The organism is Bacillus suaedaesalsae (assembly GCF_016890225.1).
GTDB lineage: Bacteria > Bacillota > Bacilli > Bacillales > SA4 > Bacillus_BS > Bacillus_BS suaedaesalsae.
Genome location: NZ_JAFELM010000036.1, coordinates 1 through 18,485, shown reverse-complemented (window position 1 = coordinate 18,485; position 18,485 = coordinate 1). Strand labels below are relative to the sequence as shown.

19 protein-coding genes and 1 riboswitch are annotated in these 18,485 nt (G+C 37.7%); of the genes, 17 read left to right on the top strand and 2 right to left on the bottom strand.

Going from position 1 to position 18,485, the window contains the following annotated elements:
• The first annotated feature begins 5 nt into the window (after positions 1-5).
• The 17 genes from JR050_RS14515 to JR050_RS14435 all read left to right on the top strand — a co-directional run bounded on the left by JR050_RS14515 (position 6) and on the right by JR050_RS14435 (position 17,016).
• On the top strand, positions 6-866 hold the full coding sequence (locus tag JR050_RS14515) for an ABC transporter permease (RefSeq protein ID WP_204204224.1): 861 nt from the start codon (positions 6-8) through the stop codon (positions 864-866).
• 4 nt (positions 867-870) lie between these two features.
• Positions 871-1,602, top strand: a complete 732-nt coding sequence (locus JR050_RS14510; protein ID WP_204204223.1) for an ABC transporter ATP-binding protein — start codon at positions 871-873, stop codon at positions 1,600-1,602.
• On the top strand, positions 1,599-3,302 hold the full coding sequence (acsA, locus tag JR050_RS14505; protein WP_239454414.1) for an acetate--CoA ligase: 1,704 nt from the start codon (positions 1,599-1,601) through the stop codon (positions 3,300-3,302). Before JR050_RS14510 ends, acsA begins: the two co-directional genes overlap by 4 nt.
• Before the next feature lie 171 nt (positions 3,303-3,473).
• A riboswitch (SAM riboswitch) is annotated at positions 3,474-3,583 on the top strand.
• A gap of 123 nt (positions 3,584-3,706) precedes the next feature.
• Positions 3,707-4,732: a methionine ABC transporter ATP-binding protein gene (locus tag JR050_RS14500; RefSeq protein ID WP_204204222.1), complete on the top strand. Its 1,026-nt coding sequence runs from the start codon at positions 3,707-3,709 to the stop codon at positions 4,730-4,732.
• Positions 4,725-5,393 carry a methionine ABC transporter permease gene (locus tag JR050_RS14495; protein ID WP_204204221.1) on the top strand — a complete coding sequence of 223 codons (669 nt, stop codon included), beginning with the start codon at positions 4,725-4,727 and terminating at the stop codon, positions 5,391-5,393. Before JR050_RS14500 ends, JR050_RS14495 begins: the two co-directional genes overlap by 8 nt.
• A gap of 62 nt (positions 5,394-5,455) precedes the next feature.
• Positions 5,456-6,307 carry a MetQ/NlpA family ABC transporter substrate-binding protein gene (locus tag JR050_RS14490; RefSeq protein WP_204204220.1) on the top strand — a complete coding sequence of 284 codons (852 nt, stop codon included), beginning with the start codon at positions 5,456-5,458 and terminating at the stop codon, positions 6,305-6,307.
• Positions 6,308-6,524: 217 nt separating this feature from the next.
• Entirely contained in the window at positions 6,525-6,893 is a 369-nt protein-coding gene (locus JR050_RS14485; protein WP_204204219.1) for a carboxymuconolactone decarboxylase family protein, read from the top strand.
• Positions 6,894-7,140: 247 nt separating this feature from the next.
• The gene (locus JR050_RS14480) at positions 7,141-7,347 is read left to right on the top strand and encodes a YuzK family famiily protein (RefSeq protein WP_346726760.1); all 207 of its coding nucleotides are present in this window, start codon (positions 7,141-7,143) and stop codon (positions 7,345-7,347) included.
• A 308-nt stretch (positions 7,348-7,655) separates the two neighbouring features.
• Positions 7,656-8,432 (top strand): Fe-S cluster assembly ATPase SufC, encoded by a 777-nt coding sequence (gene sufC, locus JR050_RS14475; RefSeq protein WP_204204218.1) that lies wholly within the window; start codon positions 7,656-7,658, stop codon positions 8,430-8,432.
• Between the two features lie 19 nt (positions 8,433-8,451).
• Positions 8,452-9,759 (top strand): Fe-S cluster assembly protein SufD, encoded by a 1,308-nt coding sequence (gene sufD, locus JR050_RS14470; protein ID WP_204204217.1) that lies wholly within the window; start codon positions 8,452-8,454, stop codon positions 9,757-9,759.
• A complete protein-coding gene (locus tag JR050_RS14465) occupies positions 9,759-10,979 on the top strand; it encodes a cysteine desulfurase (RefSeq protein WP_204204216.1) in 1,221 nt (406 codons plus the stop codon). Before sufD ends, JR050_RS14465 begins: the two co-directional genes overlap by 1 nt.
• Positions 10,969-11,406, top strand: a complete 438-nt coding sequence (sufU, locus tag JR050_RS14460) for a Fe-S cluster assembly sulfur transfer protein SufU (protein WP_204204215.1) — start codon at positions 10,969-10,971, stop codon at positions 11,404-11,406. The genes JR050_RS14465 and sufU overlap by 11 nt, the downstream gene beginning before the upstream one ends.
• 45 nt (positions 11,407-11,451) lie before the next feature.
• Complete coding sequence (sufB, locus tag JR050_RS14455) at positions 11,452-12,849, top strand: Fe-S cluster assembly protein SufB (protein ID WP_204204214.1); 1,398 nt, start codon at positions 11,452-11,454, stop codon at positions 12,847-12,849.
• Between the two features lie 307 nt (positions 12,850-13,156).
• Complete coding sequence (locus tag JR050_RS14450) at positions 13,157-14,002, top strand: DUF72 domain-containing protein (RefSeq protein ID WP_204204213.1); 846 nt, start codon at positions 13,157-13,159, stop codon at positions 14,000-14,002.
• A 27-nt stretch (positions 14,003-14,029) separates the two neighbouring features.
• Positions 14,030-15,415 (top strand): bifunctional metallophosphatase/5'-nucleotidase, encoded by a 1,386-nt coding sequence (locus JR050_RS14445; protein ID WP_204204212.1) that lies wholly within the window; start codon positions 14,030-14,032, stop codon positions 15,413-15,415.
• A 65-nt stretch (positions 15,416-15,480) separates the two neighbouring features.
• Positions 15,481-15,783, top strand: coding sequence for a YunC family protein (locus JR050_RS14440; protein ID WP_204204384.1), 303 nt, complete (start codon positions 15,481-15,483; stop codon positions 15,781-15,783).
• A 138-nt stretch (positions 15,784-15,921) separates the two neighbouring features.
• On the top strand, positions 15,922-17,016 hold the full coding sequence (locus tag JR050_RS14435; protein WP_204204211.1) for an HD-GYP domain-containing protein: 1,095 nt from the start codon (positions 15,922-15,924) through the stop codon (positions 17,014-17,016).
• Positions 17,017-17,068: 52 nt separating this feature from the next.
• On the opposite strand, the gene JR050_RS14430 is transcribed toward JR050_RS14435, so the two are convergent.
• On the bottom strand, positions 17,069-17,995 hold the full coding sequence (locus tag JR050_RS14430; RefSeq protein WP_346726740.1) for an IS3 family transposase: 927 nt from the start codon (positions 17,993-17,995) through the stop codon (positions 17,069-17,071).
• On the bottom strand, positions 17,896-18,459 hold the full coding sequence (locus JR050_RS14425; RefSeq protein WP_204203384.1) for a helix-turn-helix domain-containing protein: 564 nt from the start codon (positions 18,457-18,459) through the stop codon (positions 17,896-17,898). Before JR050_RS14425 ends, JR050_RS14430 begins: the two co-directional genes overlap by 100 nt.
• Positions 18,460-18,485 lie beyond the last annotated feature (26 nt).

Sequence of the window (18,485 nt, the reverse complement as noted above, 5' to 3'; positions counted from 1 at the left end):
TTACAATGTCACAACAAACAGAAACAAATGTTATAAAGCCAATTCGCTCAAACTTTAAACTATCTATTTCATTAACAAAATGGACTACATCCTCAAAACAAGTAGTAATCGGTAGTATATTACCGATTACTCTCCTCCTTTTATGGGAGTTGCTTAGTAGAGTAGGCGTTATTCCACCAAACCAATTACCTGCACCGACCGTTATTTTCCTAAAGATTGTCACCATGATTCAAGACGGTAGCTTATGGGGACATGTTGGAATTACATTTTTTCGTGTGTTCATTGGATTTTTGTTAGGAACGGTTGTTGCTCTATTACTAGGGGCACTTGTCGGCTTCTTTCGGTTTGCTGAAGAACTTATTGACCCTTTGCTACAGGCATTTCGTTCAATTCCATCATTAGCTTGGGTTCCATTATTCATTTTATGGTTTAGTATCGGTGAAACCTCGAAAATTCTCCTAATCGCTGTAGGGGTCTTCTTCCCGGTCTATTTAAACATTGTAAGTGGGGTAAAAGGTGTGGACCGGAAACTGATTGAAGTTGGGAGAATTTATGGATTCTCCACCTATCAACTCATAAAAAACATCATTATACCAGCTTCACTTCCTTCATTTTTAGTAGGACTTAGAAGTGGTTTAGGTTTAGGCTGGATGTTTGTTGTGGCAGCTGAATTGATGGGAGCTAGTACGGGATTAGGATATCTATTAGTCTTTGGTCAAAACATGAGCTCACCTGACATCATTATTGCAAGTATATTTTTATTTGCTTTACTTGGAAAACTAACAGATTTCACCTTAAAAGTGATTGAGCATAAAGCGTTACATTGGCAGGATAGTTTATCAAGTTCACAAGGAAATGAGAGGTGAGTACATGCTTGTAAAAGTAAAAAAGGCATCAAGAAAATTTGAAAATGGAAATGTGGCCTTCAAAGATATTAGCTTTTCTACAAAAGAGGGAGAAATCATAGGACTTTTGGGAACGAGCGGATGTGGGAAGAGTACTATATTACGTTCAATCTCTGGGCTAGATCAAAGTTATGACGGAAGTATTCTTGTAGAAAATTGTGAGGCAAGAGAATGTAAGGAAACAATAGGGTTTATGTTTCAAGAGCCACGTTTAATGCCTTGGCTAACGGTGATTGAGAATGTTCAGTTCGGAAGCAAAAATGTTCAGCATCAAAAAGCTGAGATTTTAGTAGAACAGGTTGGTTTAAAAGGGTTTGAAAAGAATTATCCGAAAGAGCTATCGGGAGGAATGGCACAACGTGCTGCCATTGCACGAGCGCTCATGACATCACCACGTCTTCTGCTACTTGATGAACCATTTAGTGCACTAGATGCTTTTACGAAAATACAACTCCAAGACCTTCTTTTGTCGGTGTGGGAAAAGAATAAAGCAACGATGCTGCTCGTCACTCATGATATTGATGAAGCACTGTATTTATGTGATCGGCTTCTCGTGTTTAGAGGGCAACCAGGAGAGTTATGTGAAGAAATCAAGGTGAAACGAAAAGATAACAAGCGCTCACGAGGTGACGAGAATCTATTAAAGCAGAAGGAACAAATATTATCACTGTTAAATGTTGAAAGGAGTATAACATGAGTGAACAAATGAATAACATCCTACCACCAAAGGCTGGGACATATCAATTAGCCAACTATTTAGAAACTGTCTCGGACTTTAAGTGGAAATCGACCTATCCCCATTTCAGTTGGTATAACACCAATAAAGTAAACTTGACACATGAATGTATAGATCGCCATGTTGAAGAAGGAGCCGGAGAAAAGATAGCTCTTATTTATGTGAACGGTAATACGAGGGAAGAATATACGTTTGCTCAATTAAAACAGAAGACAGATGAATTAGCCAATTTGTTAAAACATCAGGGTGTAAAAAAGGGCGACCGGGCTTTCGTCTTTTTACCGAAGCATCCGGATTGCTATGTGGCGATTTTAGCTATTATAAAAATTGGTGCAATTGCTGGTCCATTATTCGAAGCATTTATGGAAGAGGCAATCTTTGACCGTATGTACGATTGCGAGGCATCTGTGTTAATCACGAACCTGGAGCTATTGCCGCGTGTGCCTGTGGAAAAGCTGCCACACCTTGAGCAAGTTTTAGTAACGGATGATATTGAACGAGAGGGAGTAGTATCCATCCCAAGAGTTGTAAAGAATGTTCCAGCTCAAGCTTCAATCACTGAATGGGTAGATTTAGAAGATGGCATGATTATTCATTATACGTCAGGTTCTACAGGTAAACCGAAGGGAGTACTGCATGCACACCGAGTCATGATTCAACAGTATCAAACAGGAAAATGGGTGCTTGATTTAAAAGAAGAGGATGTGTACTGGTGCACAGCCCATCCTGGATGGGTAACAGGGAGTTCCTATGGAATATTTGCACCATGGTTAAATCAAGCAACGATTGTCGTGCATGGTGGGAGATTTAGTGCTGATGAATGGTTTGAGGTATTGCAAGATACAAAGGTTTCAGTATGGTACAGTGCCCCTACCGCCTTCCGATTATTAATGGATCATACGACAAGTTTATCTACATATAACGTATCTTCATTACGACATATTTTAAGTGTAGGAGAGCCTTTAAATCCAGAGGTGATCACATGGGGGTATGATACCTTTCATTTAAGGATTCATGATACATGGTGGATGACTGAAACAGGTGCACAGTTAATTGTGAATATTCCCTCGGCGCCAATCAAACCTGGTTCAATGGGTCGTCCTGTACCAGGGATTTCTGCTTCAATAATTGATGAAAATGGCAAGGAGCTACCACGAGGAGAACTAGGGTTACTTGCAATTAAAAGAGGCTGGCCATCTATAATGAAACAAATATGGAAGAATGAAGAAAAGTACCAATCCTATTTTATCGGGGATTATTATGTTTCTGGTGACTTAGCTACAATGGATGATGAGGGTTATGTGTTTTTCCAAGGTAGAAGTGATGATATGATCAATTCCTCAGGAGAAAGAATTGGACCTTTTGAAGTGGAAAGTAAACTCATCGAGCATCCAGCAGTCGTGGAGGCAGCTGTTATTGGAAAGCCGGATGCAATTCGTGGTGAAATAGTGAAAGCCTTCCTCGTTTTAGCAGAAGGAGTGAAGGAGACAGAGGAACTTAAAAAGGAAATTCAAACATTCGTAAGGTATAAGCTTTCAGCACATGCTATGCCTAGAGAAATCGAAGTTCTGCAAGAGTTACCGAAAACGCAAATTAGTGGGAAAATACTTCGTAGAGTATTAAAGGCAAAAGAGAGCCAGAAAACGAAAGAAAAAGTGTGAAAACGCTAACATTTTACTAAGATAATTTTACAGTGAAAAAATGTATTGACTTATTGTTTTTTTGCATGCTACAATCACTTTCGTAATCTTTTTAATGGACTTCGTTATTATTATGAAAAAACTTTCCGATGAAAGTAAAAATTATATATGTGTTTTTATTGTAAAAACACGCTCTTATCTAGAGAGGTGGAGGGACTGGGCCCGATGAAACCCGGCAACCGTCAACTTATTGTTGAAATGGTGCCAATTCCTACAAAGCGTTATGCTTTGGCAGATGAGAGAGAGGCTACGTCATGTAACCCTTTCTGCTCGTGTGTAGAAAGGGTTTTTTATATTTTTTATACACTAGCCCATACTACTAAACAAATAATAGAACGACGTGAGACAAAAGAGAGGTGAGTAGCATGATCACATTAAAGGATGTAAAAAAAATCTTTTCTTCAAAGAGTGGAGAAGTTACAGCAGTTAACGGAATTAACCTTGAGATAAAGCAAGGAGAAATCTTCGGTATTATTGGTTACAGTGGAGCGGGGAAAAGTACATTAATTCGAATGTTTAACCAATTAGAAAAACCAACAAGTGGTTCAATCATTGTAGATGATCGAGAAATGGCTACATTACGAGGTAGAGAACTACGATTAGCTAGACAGGAAATCGGAATGATTTTTCAACATTTTAATCTTTTATGGTCAAGAACAGTTCGTGAAAACATTGAATTCCCACTTGAAATTGCGGGTGTAGCTCCATCGAAACGTAAAGAAAGGTCAGCAGAACTAATTAAGCTCGTTGGCCTTGAAGGTAGAGAAGATGCATATCCTTCCGAATTAAGTGGAGGACAAAAGCAGCGTGTAGGAATTGCAAGAGCACTTGCAAACAACCCAAAAGTGCTTTTATGTGATGAAGCTACTTCAGCACTTGATCCACAGACAACGGACTCTATTTTAGAGTTGTTAGTTGATATTAATGAACGATTAGGATTGACAATTATTCTTATCACACATGAAATGCATGTGATTCGTAAAATCAGTCACAAGGTTGCTGTTATGGAGAATGGTTCAGTTGTGGAGCAAGGTGATGTTTTAACAGTATTTAAAAAACCACAAGAAGCCATTACCAAAAGGTTCGTGAGTCAATTCACGGAACCGGAGGAAGTAAAAGAAACGGGAGAACATTTAATTGAAAAGTTCCCTAATGGACATGTTATTCAACTTACCTTTGTAGGGGAAGGTACAGAAGCACCAATCATTACAAATGTTATTCGTAATTTTGATGTAACAGTTAACATCCTTCAAGGTAAAATATCACATCTTCAAGCAGGTGCTTATGGGACATTATTTATCCATATTGATGGGGAAGATGAAGAAGTTCAGCATGCGATTACGTATATTCGAGAACAATCAGTTGGTGTGGAGGTGATGGCGAATGCTTAGTCAAATCCTGCCGAATGTAAGATGGGAAAAGATCGTAGAAGCAACATATGAAACGCTATATATGACAGGTATTTCAGTTGTAGCTACGTTTATTTTAGGTGTTATTTTAGGCTTGTTATTATTCTTAACCGGTAAAGGCAACCTATTGGAGAATACATTTATTAATTCTCTTATTGCTGCGATAGTGAATATTTTCCGTTCGATTCCATTCATTATACTAATTATCTTATTAATTCCGTTTACTAAGATACTTGTTGGGACAATGCTTGGAGCCAATGCTGCATTACCAGCTCTTATTGTTGGTGCAGCACCGTTCTATGCAAGAATGGTAGAAATTGCGCTCCGTGAAATTGATAAAGGGGTAATTGAAGCATCACGTGCAATGGGAGCTACTACTTGGACGATTATCACAAAGGTGTTATTACCTGAATCAATGCCAGCTCTAATTTCCGGTATTACAGTTACGGCAATTGCACTTGTTGGATATACAGCAATGGCAGGTGTGGTAGGGGCTGGTGGACTTGGAAACCTTGCATTCCTTGAAGGATTCCAGCGTAGCCAAAACGATGTGACATTAGTCGCAACAGTCATTATTTTGTTAATTGTATTTATTCTTCAGTTTATCGGAGACAGAATTACTTCTGCACTTGATAAACGATAATAATAAATCTTCCGTTTCCTAATAAGGGCGAAAGTAATAAACAATTAAAAGGAGAGAACAACATGAAACAGATTTTTGGATTAATTAGTTTGTTTGTTTTAGTACTTGCACTGGCTGCATGTGGTACTGCAAATAACGAATCTGGCGGAAGCGCTAATGGTGGGGAAGAAGCTGAAAAAGGTGGGAAGTTAGTAGTAGGTGCTTCAAACGTACCTCATGCTGAAATCTTAGAACAAGTTCAACCAATCCTTGAAGAACAAGGAATTGAATTAGAAATCGTACCTTTCCAAGATTATATTTTACCGAACAAAGCATTAGCAGATAAGGATATCGATGCTAACTACTTCCAACACATTCCTTACCTAAACGCACAAATTGCTGAAAATGGTTATGATTTTGTAAATGCAGGCGGAATTCACATTGAACCAATCGGTGTATATTCTAAAAAATATAAGAGCCTAGATGAGCTGCCAGAAGGTGCAACTGTTATTATGAGTAACTCAGTAGCTGACCATGGTCGTATTTTAACAATGCTACAAAGTGAAGGATTAATCACGTTAAAAGAAGGTATTGATACAACTACTGCAACTGAAGATGATATTGTAGAAAATCCTAAAAAAATTAAGTTCAGAGCTGATGTTGAAGCAGGGTTATTGCCACAAATTTACAACAACGACGAAGGCGATGCTGTATTAATTAACACAAACTATGCAATTGACGCTGGACTAAATCCATTAGAAGATGCAATTGCCCTTGAGGGATCAGATTCTCCTTATGTGAACATTATTGCAGTTCGTACTGGTGATGAGGATCGTGATGAAGTTAAGAAGCTAGTTGAAGCACTTCGTTCCGAAGAAATTCAAACATGGATCAAAGAGGAATACGAAGGGGCAGTAGTACCTGTAAGTGAATAGTACTTTTTTAAGACGTTCGGAGTAATCCGGACGTCTTTGTTTGTGGATACATTTGTAAAATTGTAAAAAATATAAAACTTTTTCAAAAAAACTGGAAACTAGTCCAAATAATCTTCTTAAAACCAGTTATTTCCTATTAATATAGAAAAATGCATACTCCCTATATATTAATCCATACTAACGGTGTTAAACATCATTTAATAGGAGTTGAATATCCATGGAACATCATCAACCACGCAATTCTACAGAAGCTGCATTACATGACTATAAACTTGGATTAGGTACGTTTACACAAAAAATGCCTGAGCTTGCTCATCATTATAATGCATTTACAGAAGCATGCTTCAAAGAAGGAGTACTTGATCAAAAACAAAAGCAGTTGATTGCTTTAGGAATTAGTCTCTATTCTCAAGATGAATACTGTATTATTTACCATACGAAAGGTTGTTTAGACCAAGGGGCTTCAGAGGAAGAAATTCTAGAAGCAGTAGGTGTAACTGCTGCCTTTGGTGGAGGGGCTGCAATGAGCCAAGCGGTAACACTAGTTCAAGAATGCATGAATGAATTAAATGAGTTAAAGCAATAACATCTAAATAAACGCTCTCTTCTAAGGTACATACTTATGAACGAGAAGAAAGCGTTTTTTATTTATGTACTATAAAACGGGATAAGTCGAAATTTTATATATTTTAAAGGATTTTTATCACTCAGTTAGATAATGTATCGCTATGAAGCTTCATCCATAAATATCCATCAATATGAGTAAGTATCGACTTTGAGTGGACATGCTTCTCCTTGGTAGAATAGGGAGGTAATATAGAAATTTGAAAGGGATGATGGATATCCATTTACAACTAAACTATACGTCCGAAATGGAGAAGGCGATGCAAAAGTCACATGGTTTGGGTTATGCGGAGTATAGCTGTAAGTTGAAAAAAAGAATGATGGTTGAAATGAAACGTCAAAAGGAATACGAAACTAGTTGTAGATTACTCTCAGGAATTAACAGGCAAGCTGTTTACAATACTTATAAGAACTAGCCATGTGGCTAGTTCTTTACTATTTTGTTGTCATATTATACCGGCTTGTATGAGGGGTATCTGAGAGGTAAAGAATAAAAATGAGTGTTAATATCACATTTACCTTACGAAAGGACATGCTTTTTGATACAATGAGAGTTGCCTAATTTTTGCTATTTACTATACATATTCATAAGACAGAAGCAATCGTCTTTATATTTGATATTATATTTTAAATAGTATAAGATTAGAATGAGAATAAATTGAGAATGACCATATTATTTAGTTCTCTACAAAAACATTTTTGTTTAAATAACGGAGGTATAGCAATGGGTTCTACTTTAACAATTAAAGATCTTCACGTTTCTGTTGAAGGAAAAGAAATTTTAAAAGGTGTGAATCTTGAAATTAAAGGCGGAGAGATTCATGCGGTAATGGGACCGAATGGTACTGGTAAATCAACATTATCATCTGCAATCATGGGTCACCCTAAATATGAAGTAACATCTGGTAGCATCACTTTAGATGGTGAAGATGTATTAGAGATGGAAGTAGATGAGCGCGCGCGCGCAGGTCTATTTTTAGCAATGCAATATCCAAGTGAAATCAGTGGGGTAACAAATGCTGATTTCTTACGTTCTGCAATGAACGCACGTCGCGAGGAAGGCGATGAAATTTCATTAATGAAGTTCATCCGTACTATGGATAAGAGCATGGAACTTCTAGATATGGATCCAAATATGGCACAACGTTACTTGAACGAAGGTTTCTCTGGTGGAGAAAAGAAGCGTAACGAGATTCTTCAATTAACAATGCTACAACCAAAGATTGCAATCTTAGATGAGATTGACTCTGGTTTAGATATCGACGCTCTAAAAGTAGTTTCAAAAGGTATAAACGAAATGCGCGGAGAAGACTTTGGCTGCTTAGTGATTACTCACTACCAACGCCTATTAAACTACATCACTCCTGACGTTGTTCACGTAATGATGCAAGGTCGTGTTGTAAAATCCGGTGGTCCTGAACTAGCACAACGCTTAGAAGCTGAAGGATATGATTGGATTAAGCAGGAATTAGGTATTGAAGACGAAACAGTAGAAGCTTAAAGCGGTTAGGAGGATTAACATGACGTTAGAGACGAAACTTCCATTCGATCAGGAGTATATCCGTACTTACTCTAAAGAATTAGGGGAACCGGAATGGCTGTTAGATCTTCGCTTACAAGCTCTTGCTAAAGTCGAAGCTCTTCCTCTGCCAAAGCCGGATAAAACAAAAATTGATAACTGGAACTTTACAAACTTCCAGAATCACGTAGTAAAAAGTGAAATAATTTCTTCTATCGACGAACTACCAGAAAACATAAAGGGCTTAATTGATACAGAAGAAAGCAAAAACCTACTGATCCAAAAAGATCAAACAGTAGCTTACATCACAATATCTGATGATTTAAAGAACAAAGGTGTAATATTCACTGATATTCACACTGCTGCTCGTGAGCATGGTGATTTACTTCAAAAGTATTTCATGAAAGATGCGGTATCAGTTGATGAGCATAAGCTAACAGCGTTGCACGCAGCATTAGTAAATGGTGGAGCATTTGTATATGTTCCGAAGAATGTAATTGTTGAAACACCACTACAAGCCATTTACATTAATGATAATAAAGATGCAAACCTATTTAACCATGTAATCGTTGTTGCTGATGATAACAGTGCTGTAACTTATGTTGAAAGCTATATTTCGACGTCTGATGCAAGCGAATCTATTGCAAATATCGTAGCTGAAGTAATCGTTGGAGCAAATGCAAAAGTAACATTTGGTGCTGTAGACAGCTTAGCAAAAGGTATTACAACTTACGTAAACCGCCGCGGTATCGTTGGGCGTGACGGTAAAGTAGAATGGGCACTTGGTTTAATGAACGATGGAAACACTGTATCGGAAAATGTGACTCATCTAATCGGTGACGGTTCATTTGCAGATACGAAAACAGTAACGGTTGGACGTGGAGAGCAAAAGCAAAACTTCACTACAAGTGTTATCCACCACGGTAAACATTCTGAAGGTTATATCTTAAAGCACGGTGTAGTAAAAGAAAGTGCATCGCATATCTTTAATGGTATTGGGAAGATTGAACATGGCGCTTCTAAGTCAAACGCTGAACAATCTTCACGCGTACTAATCCTTAGTGAAAAAGCTAGAGGAGACGCAAACCCAATTTTATTAATTGATGAAGATGATGTAACAGCAGGTCACGCTGCATCAGTAGGTCGTGTTGACCCACTTCAACTTTACTACTTAATGAGCCGTGGAATTCCACAAGTGGAAGCAGAACGTCTTGTTATTCACGGATTCCTAGCTCCAGTAGTAAACGAGCTTCCTATAGAAGCAGTAAAGAAACAACTTGTTGAGGTAATTGAAAGGAAAGTTCGATAATGAATATCAAAGATATTCGTAGTCAATTTCCTATTTTGGATCAACAAGTAAATGGGAGACCACTTGTTTACCTTGATAGCGCTGCGACATCTCAAAAGCCGATTCGTGTTATTGAAGCACTTGAGAAGTACTACAAAGAGTATAACTCTAACGTACATCGCGGAGTTCACACACTCGGTACAAGAGCAACTGATGGCTATGAAGGAGCAAGAGAAAAGGTAAGAAAATTCATTAATGCGAAATCAATTGAAGAGGTTATTTTCACGCGAGGTACTACTACAGCATTAAATACAGTAGCACAAGGATATGCTCGTGAAAATCTTTCTGAAGGCGATGAAATTGTTATTACACATATGGAACACCACGCAAACGTCATTCCTTGGCAACAAGTTGCAAGGAAGACTGGTGCAACATTAAAATATTTAGATCTTCAAGCGGATGGAACTATCTCTTTAGAAGTAGCAAGAAGGACGATTACACCTAATACAAAAATCGTTTCAATAATGCATGTGTCTAACGTTCTAGGTGTTATTAATCCAATTAAAGAATTAGCACAAATTGCGCATGAGAATGGAGCAATTATGTGTGTAGACGGAGCGCAAAGCACACCACATATGAAGGTAGACGTACAAGACTTAGATTGTGATTTCTTCGCATTTTCTGGTCATAAAATGTGTGGTCCTACTGGAATTGGGGTACTTTATGGGAAAAAGCACTTGTTAGAAAACATGGAGCCAGTTGAGTTTGGTGGAGAAATGATCGACTTCGTTCAACTACATGAATCTACGTGGAAAGAGCTTCCTTGGAAGTTTGAAGCAGGAACACCGATTATCGGTGGGGCTATTGGACTAGGTGCAGCGATTGATTTTCTAGAAGAGATTGGTTTAGATAACATTAACGCTCACGATCAAAAATTAGCTCAATATGCGTATGAATGTATGGGAGCAATTGAAGGCTTGCATATTTACGGACCTAAAGAAAGAACCGGTCTTGTAACGTTTACAATTGATGACGTTCATCCACATGATGTAGCAACTGTATTAGATGCAGATGGAATTGCAGTCCGTGCCGGACATCACTGTGCACAGCCACTTATGAGATGGCTGAAGGTCTCCGCAACTGCGAGAGCGAGTTTCTATCTGTATAATACAGAGGAAGAAATTGATGAGCTTGTAAAAGGGATCATCAAAACAAAGGAGTATTTCAGTAATGTCTTTTAATAATTTAGATACTCTATACCGCCAAGTTATTATGGATCATTATAAAAATCCTAGAAATAAAGGCTCACTAGATGGAGAAAATATTTCAATCGATATGAATAATCCAACATGTGGAGATCGCATTCAACTTCAATTAAAGATTGAAGATGGAAAAGTGTCAGCAGTTAAATTTGATGGAGAAGGCTGTTCAATCTCAATGTCTTCTGCATCCATGATGACACAAGCCATTAAAGGGCAAACGGTAGAAACTGCTTTAAAACTGTCAAAAATCTTTTCGGACATAATGCAAAGTAAGGAATATGATGATACGATAGATTTAGGCGACATTGAAGCCTTGCAAGGTGTTTCCAAGTTCCCAGCACGTATTAAATGTGCAACGTTAGCATGGAAGGCCATGGAAAAAGGAATACACAGTCAAGAACAATAAGGTGGAAGTGCTATTGCATTTCCACTCGAAATGGAGGGTTCGATTATGGCGAAAAAAATGCCTGATATCGGTGACTATAAATATGGTTTTGCGGATAAAGACGTATCCATTTTCCGTTCTAAGCGTGGTTTAACGAAAGAAATCGTTGAAGAAATTTCACGTATGAAATCAGAACCTCAATGGATGTTAGATTTCCGATTAAAATCTTTAGAACAATTTTACAAAATGCCAATGCCACAATGGGGCGGAGATATGGCAAGTTTAAACTTCGATGAGATCACGTATTATGTAAAACCATCTGAAGCTACTCAACGCTCATGGGATGAAGTACCTGAGGAAATTAAGGCTACGTTCGATAAGTTAGGTATTCCTGAAGCTGAGCAAAAATACCTTGCCGGTGTTTCTGCACAATACGAGTCAGAGGTTGTTTACCACAACATGCAAGAAGATCTTGAAGCACTTGGAATTGTGTTTAAAGATACAGACACAGCTCTAAAGGAAAACGAAGACATTTTCCGCGAGCACTTTGCAAAGGTAATTCCTCCTACTGACAACAAGTTTTCTGCATTAAACTCAGCAGTATGGTCAGGTGGATCTTTTATCTATGTACCAAAAGGAATAAAGGTAGACACTCCACTTCAAGCTTACTTCCGTATTAACTCAGAAAATATGGGGCAGTTTGAGCGTACACTAATTATCGTAGATGAAGGTGCACACGTACATTACGTTGAAGGATGTACAGCACCAGTTTATACAACTAACTCTCTTCATAGTGCAGTTGTTGAAATCATTATTAAAAAAGGTGCTTATTGCCGTTATACAACTATCCAAAACTGGGCAAACAACGTTTATAACCTAGTGACAAAGCGTGCTGTATGTGAAGCTAACGCAACAATGGAATGGATTGATGGTAACATCGGTTCTAAGTTAACTATGAAATACCCTGCAGTTATCCTAAAGGGTGAAGGTGCACGTGGTATGACTTTATCAATTGCACTAGCAGGTCGTGGTCAGCACCAAGATGCTGGAGCTAAGATGATTCACTTAGCACCAAATACTTCTTCCACAATCGTATCTAAGTCAATCTCGAAGCAAGGCGGAAAAGTAACATACCGTGGTATCGTTCACTTTGGCCGTAAAGCAGATGGTGCTCGTTCAAATATCGAGTGTGACACATTAATCATGGATAATGAATCAACATCAGATACAATTCCTTACAATGAAATCTTAAATGATAACATTTCACTGGAACACGAAGCGAAGGTATCTAAGGTTTCCGAAGAGCAATTGTTCTACCTGATGAGCCGTGGTATTTCTGAGCAAGAAGCAACAGAAATGATCGTAATGGGCTTCATCGAGCCATTTACAAAAGAACTTCCAATGGAATATGCAGTAGAAATGAACCGTCTAATCAAGTTCGAAATGGAAGGTTCTATCGGATAATTTCTTATAAAAGAGCAACCAGTCACTTGTGGCTGGTTGTTTCTTTGTTTAAATTAGGGAATCCCTTCAAACAAGAAATTAAACCTACACTCTTCGGGGAAAACATTTCAAAACGAATAAATTCCTACAACCTTTTGAATTATCTCATCACTTTGTTCAACAATCACTTCAAAACATAAAAAACTAACGAATTCCTGATAAATTCCCTCACCAGAAAAGTAAACCGTAGTATTTTATAATTGTTTCAACATACGTTATGATAAATCTATATCTACAAGGGCAACTCTTATAAAAGGAGTAAAGAAATATGATTTACATAGGTGTTACGGGATGGGGAGATCATGATTCATTATATGAACAGCCTACGTCCCCACGCGATAAACTACAAGTGTATGCAAGTCATTTTCCAATAGTAGAAGTTGATGCTTCCTTCTACGCAATCCAACCGTTAAGAAATATCGAAAAATGGATCCGTGATACACCAGATTCATTTAAATTTATCGTCAAAGCATACCAAGGGATGACAGGACATTTACGAGGAGAAAATCCGTTTGAATCAGTAGATGAAATGTTTGATTTGTTTTTACAATCTGTTCATCTTTATAAGGAAAAGGATAAGCTTGCCATGGTGTTATTTCAATTTCCTCCTTGGTTTGATTGTACGAAAGAGAATGTAGCTTACTTACGTTACTGTAAAAAGAAAATGATAGACATCCCTTGTGCTCTAGAGTTTCGTCATCAATCATGGTTTACCGAAAGAATGAAAGAAAAAACACTTCAGTTTATGAATGAAGAAGGATGGATTCATAGTATATGTGATGAGCCCCAAGCAGGAGATGGATCAGTACCAACTGTCCTACAGGCAACCTCGAAGGAGAAAACACTCATTCGCATGCATGGTCGAAACTTTCATGGATGGACAAAACCGAAGGAAGGAAATTGGCGTGAAGTACGATATCTTTATCGTTATAACGAAAAGGAACTAACAGAATGGGTTCAACATGTGAAGGAATTAGAACAGCAAAGTAAAGATATATATATATTATTTAACAATAACTCTGGCGGGGATGCGGCAGACAATGCAAAGCAATTTATCGGCATGCTGGGGATCGAATATACTGGTCTAGCACCAAAACAACTCAACTTATTTTAATGGAGTATGTCCATTTCGGGGTGGAATATGAAAAAGGTTCATTTATATCACATTAATGACTTACATAGTCATTTTCATGAGTGGCCAAAAGTGGCTCAATTCATTAAGGAACGACGAGCGCAGCATAAGCAAAATGGTGAAGAGATGTTGCTATTTGATATTGGAGATCATATGGATAGGGTCCATCCAATAACGGAGGCAACACTCGGAAAAGCAAATGTACGTTTAATGAATAATCTTCAATATGATTACGTGACAATTGGAAACAACGAAGGAATTACATTAGCACACCATGAACTTGATGGATTATATGAAGAAGCAAATTTTCAAGTGTTGGTAGGAAATTTGTTGCATACAGATGGTAGCGAGCCTAAATGGGTAAAAAAGTTTACCATTCATCAAACAGAATCTGGGTTGAAACTTGGTCTCATTGGACTAACAGTGCCGTTCCAAAAGTTTTATGAACTATTAGATTGGCAGGTTTTAAATCCGTTTGATGAATTACCGAAGCTAATTCAGGAAGTAAAAAATCAAGGAGCTGATTTTATCGTCTTACTTTCTCATCTAGGAATAAGTGATGATGAGAAAATAGCGAGAGAAATTGAAGGAATCGATGTGATTTTAGGAGCACATACGCATCATTTATTACCTGATGGGCTACAAGTGAATCAAACAATCCTTTGTGGTGCAGGGAAGTTCGGTATGAACGTTGGTCATGTTGAACTACACCTTGATTCATCAGGAGAAATTAGTCGTTTACGCCCTTATGTATATTCTCTTGAAAAAACAAAAAAATGTAATGAAGCAAGAGAATTCCTTGAAAAAGAAATGAACCATGCAAATAAAATCTTAAATAAACCTGTTGCACATCTCACTGAGCCCCTACATGTAGAGTGGTTTGAACCTTCTCCTTTTCCTCAGATTTTAGCTGAGGCAATAAGAGAATGGTGTGAAGCTGATATTGGAATGATTTGTTCGGGTTTACTATTGGATTCCTTGAAAGAGGGGAACGTAACACTTAAAGATTTGCATCGAGTCTGTCCACATCCCATTAATCCATGTCTTGTTCTACTTGAAGGAGATGAACTGAAGGAAATCATCCTCCATGCTGCGACACCTGAAATGGAACAGTTACAGATGAAGGGCTTTGGTTTTAGAGGAAAGGTCATTGGAAAAATGATTTACGATGGTGTAGACATTGAAACCGAAACATTAGAAGACGGAAAGCAACATGTTACTACTATATTAATTAATGGAGAGCCCATTAATCCAAAGCAAGAATATCGAGTAGCAACACTTGATATGTTCACGTTTGGCTCTTTGTTTCCTGAAATTTCACATGCACCTAATAAAAGTTACTATCTACCTGAAATGCTTCGTGATTTATTAAAATGGAGGCTGGCTAGAAGTTAGTAAAGATGCACCAGATTCCTTTCCTGTTCATAAGATGTAGGGAGGAAAGGGGTGTGAAAGAAAGAATGGTAACAATGACACCAATTATGATTGATGGTCGCCAATTTACAGCCATCACAGTGAAACTACCAAAAACAAATTTTATGGCGGTTACAACTGAGAAGGGTTATATTATGTGCGGCGCCCTTGATGTTGCTTTATTAAATGAGAAGCTAAAGGACCGTGGGATTGTTGCTGGAAGAGCTGTAGGGGTAAGAACGATCGAACAACTTCTTGAAGCTCCTCTTGAATCAGTGACATTTGAAGCAGAAAACTTAGGAATTACAGTGGGGACGATCGGCAAAGATGCCCTTATCAAAATGCTCTAAAATCCGCTAACTTTATATATGCTAGATAGCCTGTCGAAGAAATTTTGACAGGTTTCGTCATTTTTTGCATAAATGAACTTACAACATAAAACATATGCTATATACTATAGGTATCTGATTTTGAATAAGGGGACTGAAATGAAACTAGTTGCAACTAATTCCATTAAACCTGGTACAAAGCTAAGTAAGGCAATCACGAATCAAAAGGGACAAGTTCTTATTAATGCAGGTGTACCATTAACAGAACGAATGATCATGCGTCTTGTGGACTATCGTATATCGTTCGTATATATAGATGAAGAAAAAACAAAAGATATTGAAGCTAAAGGTACGATTAGTGATAAAACCCACAGCAAAGCAATCCAAACAATTGAAAATACATTTAATGAGTTAAAATCAGATCAAGGACTGACAAACTCTTTTGTCATCGAAAAAGCGACTAAGCAGTTTTCAGAAGTTATTCGGTCTGTCATGTCTGAATTAAAGGGAAATAAAGAATTATTAACACTTTTAAGTAATGTAATGGTTCATGATCATTATATTTTTACTCATTCCTTTAACGTAACATTATATTCCCTGGCAATTGGCATCAAATTAAACTTAACCGAAAAACAGTTAGAGGCACTAGGACTTGGGGCTTTGTTACATGATGTAGGGAAAATGCTTATCCCTCTCGACATTCTAATGAAGCCAGGCAAGTTAACGATGGAAGAGTTTGAAATGGTGAAACAACATACAACAGATGGATTTAATTTGCTTAGAAACTTACCAAACGTTCCATTAACTGCAGCACATTGTGCCCTGCAACACCACGAACGACTTGATGGCTCTGGGTATCCTCGAAGGCTCAAGGGTGATGATATTCACCTGTTCGGAAAAATATTAGCGGTGGCAGACGTCTTCGATGCAGTGACAACAAATCGTGTATACAGACAAGCGATGCTACCTCATGAAGGACTTGAGATTTTATATGCTGGAACAGGCACACATTTCGATACAAAGATGGTTGAAGCATTCCGAAATGCTGTAGCCATTTATCCTGTAGGATTAACAGTGACCTTTAATGACGGAAGAACTGGGGTTGTAGTAACGCAAAATCAAGGTTACTGCGATCGTCCAATCGTAAGAATCTTAGAAGAAAATGGACATGAAGTTGAACCGTATGAGTTTGATTTAAAAGACAATCTAGGTGTAATGGTTACAAAATGCAGCTTAGAGGCAGAGTCTGCATAATGAAGAGGCAATGGACTATTTTGATGTGACCCCCAAAAGTTAGAGTTTTATATTATGCAGCTAATTGGCTGGTATGGATACGGTATTGAACCGGACTCACGCCTGCCAATTTTTGCTTTATACGCTTGTTATTATAATAATAGATATAGTCTTCAATTCTCTTTTTTAATTCCTCAAATGAGCACAGTGCTTCTCCATAATACATTTCCTGTTTCATTAACCCGAAAAAATTTTCCATAGGTGAATTATCTAAACAGTTTCCCTTTCGAGACATACTCTGGAACACCTTGTATTCCTTGAGGGTACTTACCCATTGAATATGTTGATACTGCCATCCTTGATCAGAATGTATAGTAGTTCTGAACTTTGAATCTTTAACTATTTCTAGTGCTTCCCCGAGAGGTCTGAGCACTAATTCTAAGGTTGGACGCATACTTATCCCATATGAAAGAACTTCACCGTTGAACATATCCATAATTGGATTTAGATATAGTTTTACATTGTCTGAACACTTGAATTCTGTGATATCAGTGGTTAACTTTTGATGATAAACATTTGTGTAAAAACGACGATTGATAAGGTTTTTGGCAACATTTCCAGTGGTTCCTCTGTACGAACTATACTTACGTGATTTTCGCCCAAACTTATCTGCTTTGAGTCCAAGTTCATCCATGATTCGTTGAACTTTTTTATGATTGACCTTAACCCCGCGATTCTTCAATTCTAGTTTGATACGACGGTACCCATAATTGCCATTATTTTCGTCAAAAATGGATTGAATACTTTCCTCCAGCCCCTGGTCTGGGTTTTCCTTCTTCATCATTTTAATATGATAATGATAGGAGGACTCGGGAATGCCAACTATTTGTAAAACATCTTTTAGTTTGAAGGTTTCTTTGAGTTCGAGTGATAGCGCTGCTTGTGCTTTTCGAGATAGTTTTCCGGATCCATCTGAAAAGCTCGTAACTTTTTTAAGTATTCTACCTCTAAACGAAGAAGCTCGTTTTCCCGTTCCAATTTTTGTTCGTATGTCATTTCTTTTTCTTCGGTGTGTTTATTTTTTCTATTCTTAGCTTTATCAGACATGGATGGCCGTCCTTTCGGTCTATCCAGGGCTTCAGGACCCCCCTCGAGAAATGCCTTCTTCCAAGAGGCTATCATAGGAGTGTTTGTTAGCCCAAATTTAAGGGCTGTTTCAGTTTCTGAAGAACCTGTTCTCTGCATAAAGCTTAATACATCTAGCTTAAATTGAACAGAATATGTTTCCTTATTTTTCTTCTTCATTAAGCCTTCCACACCAAATCTCTCGTATATTTTTACCCATCTCAAAATTGGTGTACTGTCCTTCATACCATACTTTTTAGCCAAAAGGTTATATCCCAATTTCCCCTTTTGATACTCTTTGACTAGGTTTAACTTAAATTTTTCACTGTATTTAGCCATAAAAATACACCCCGAAAATTAGATTT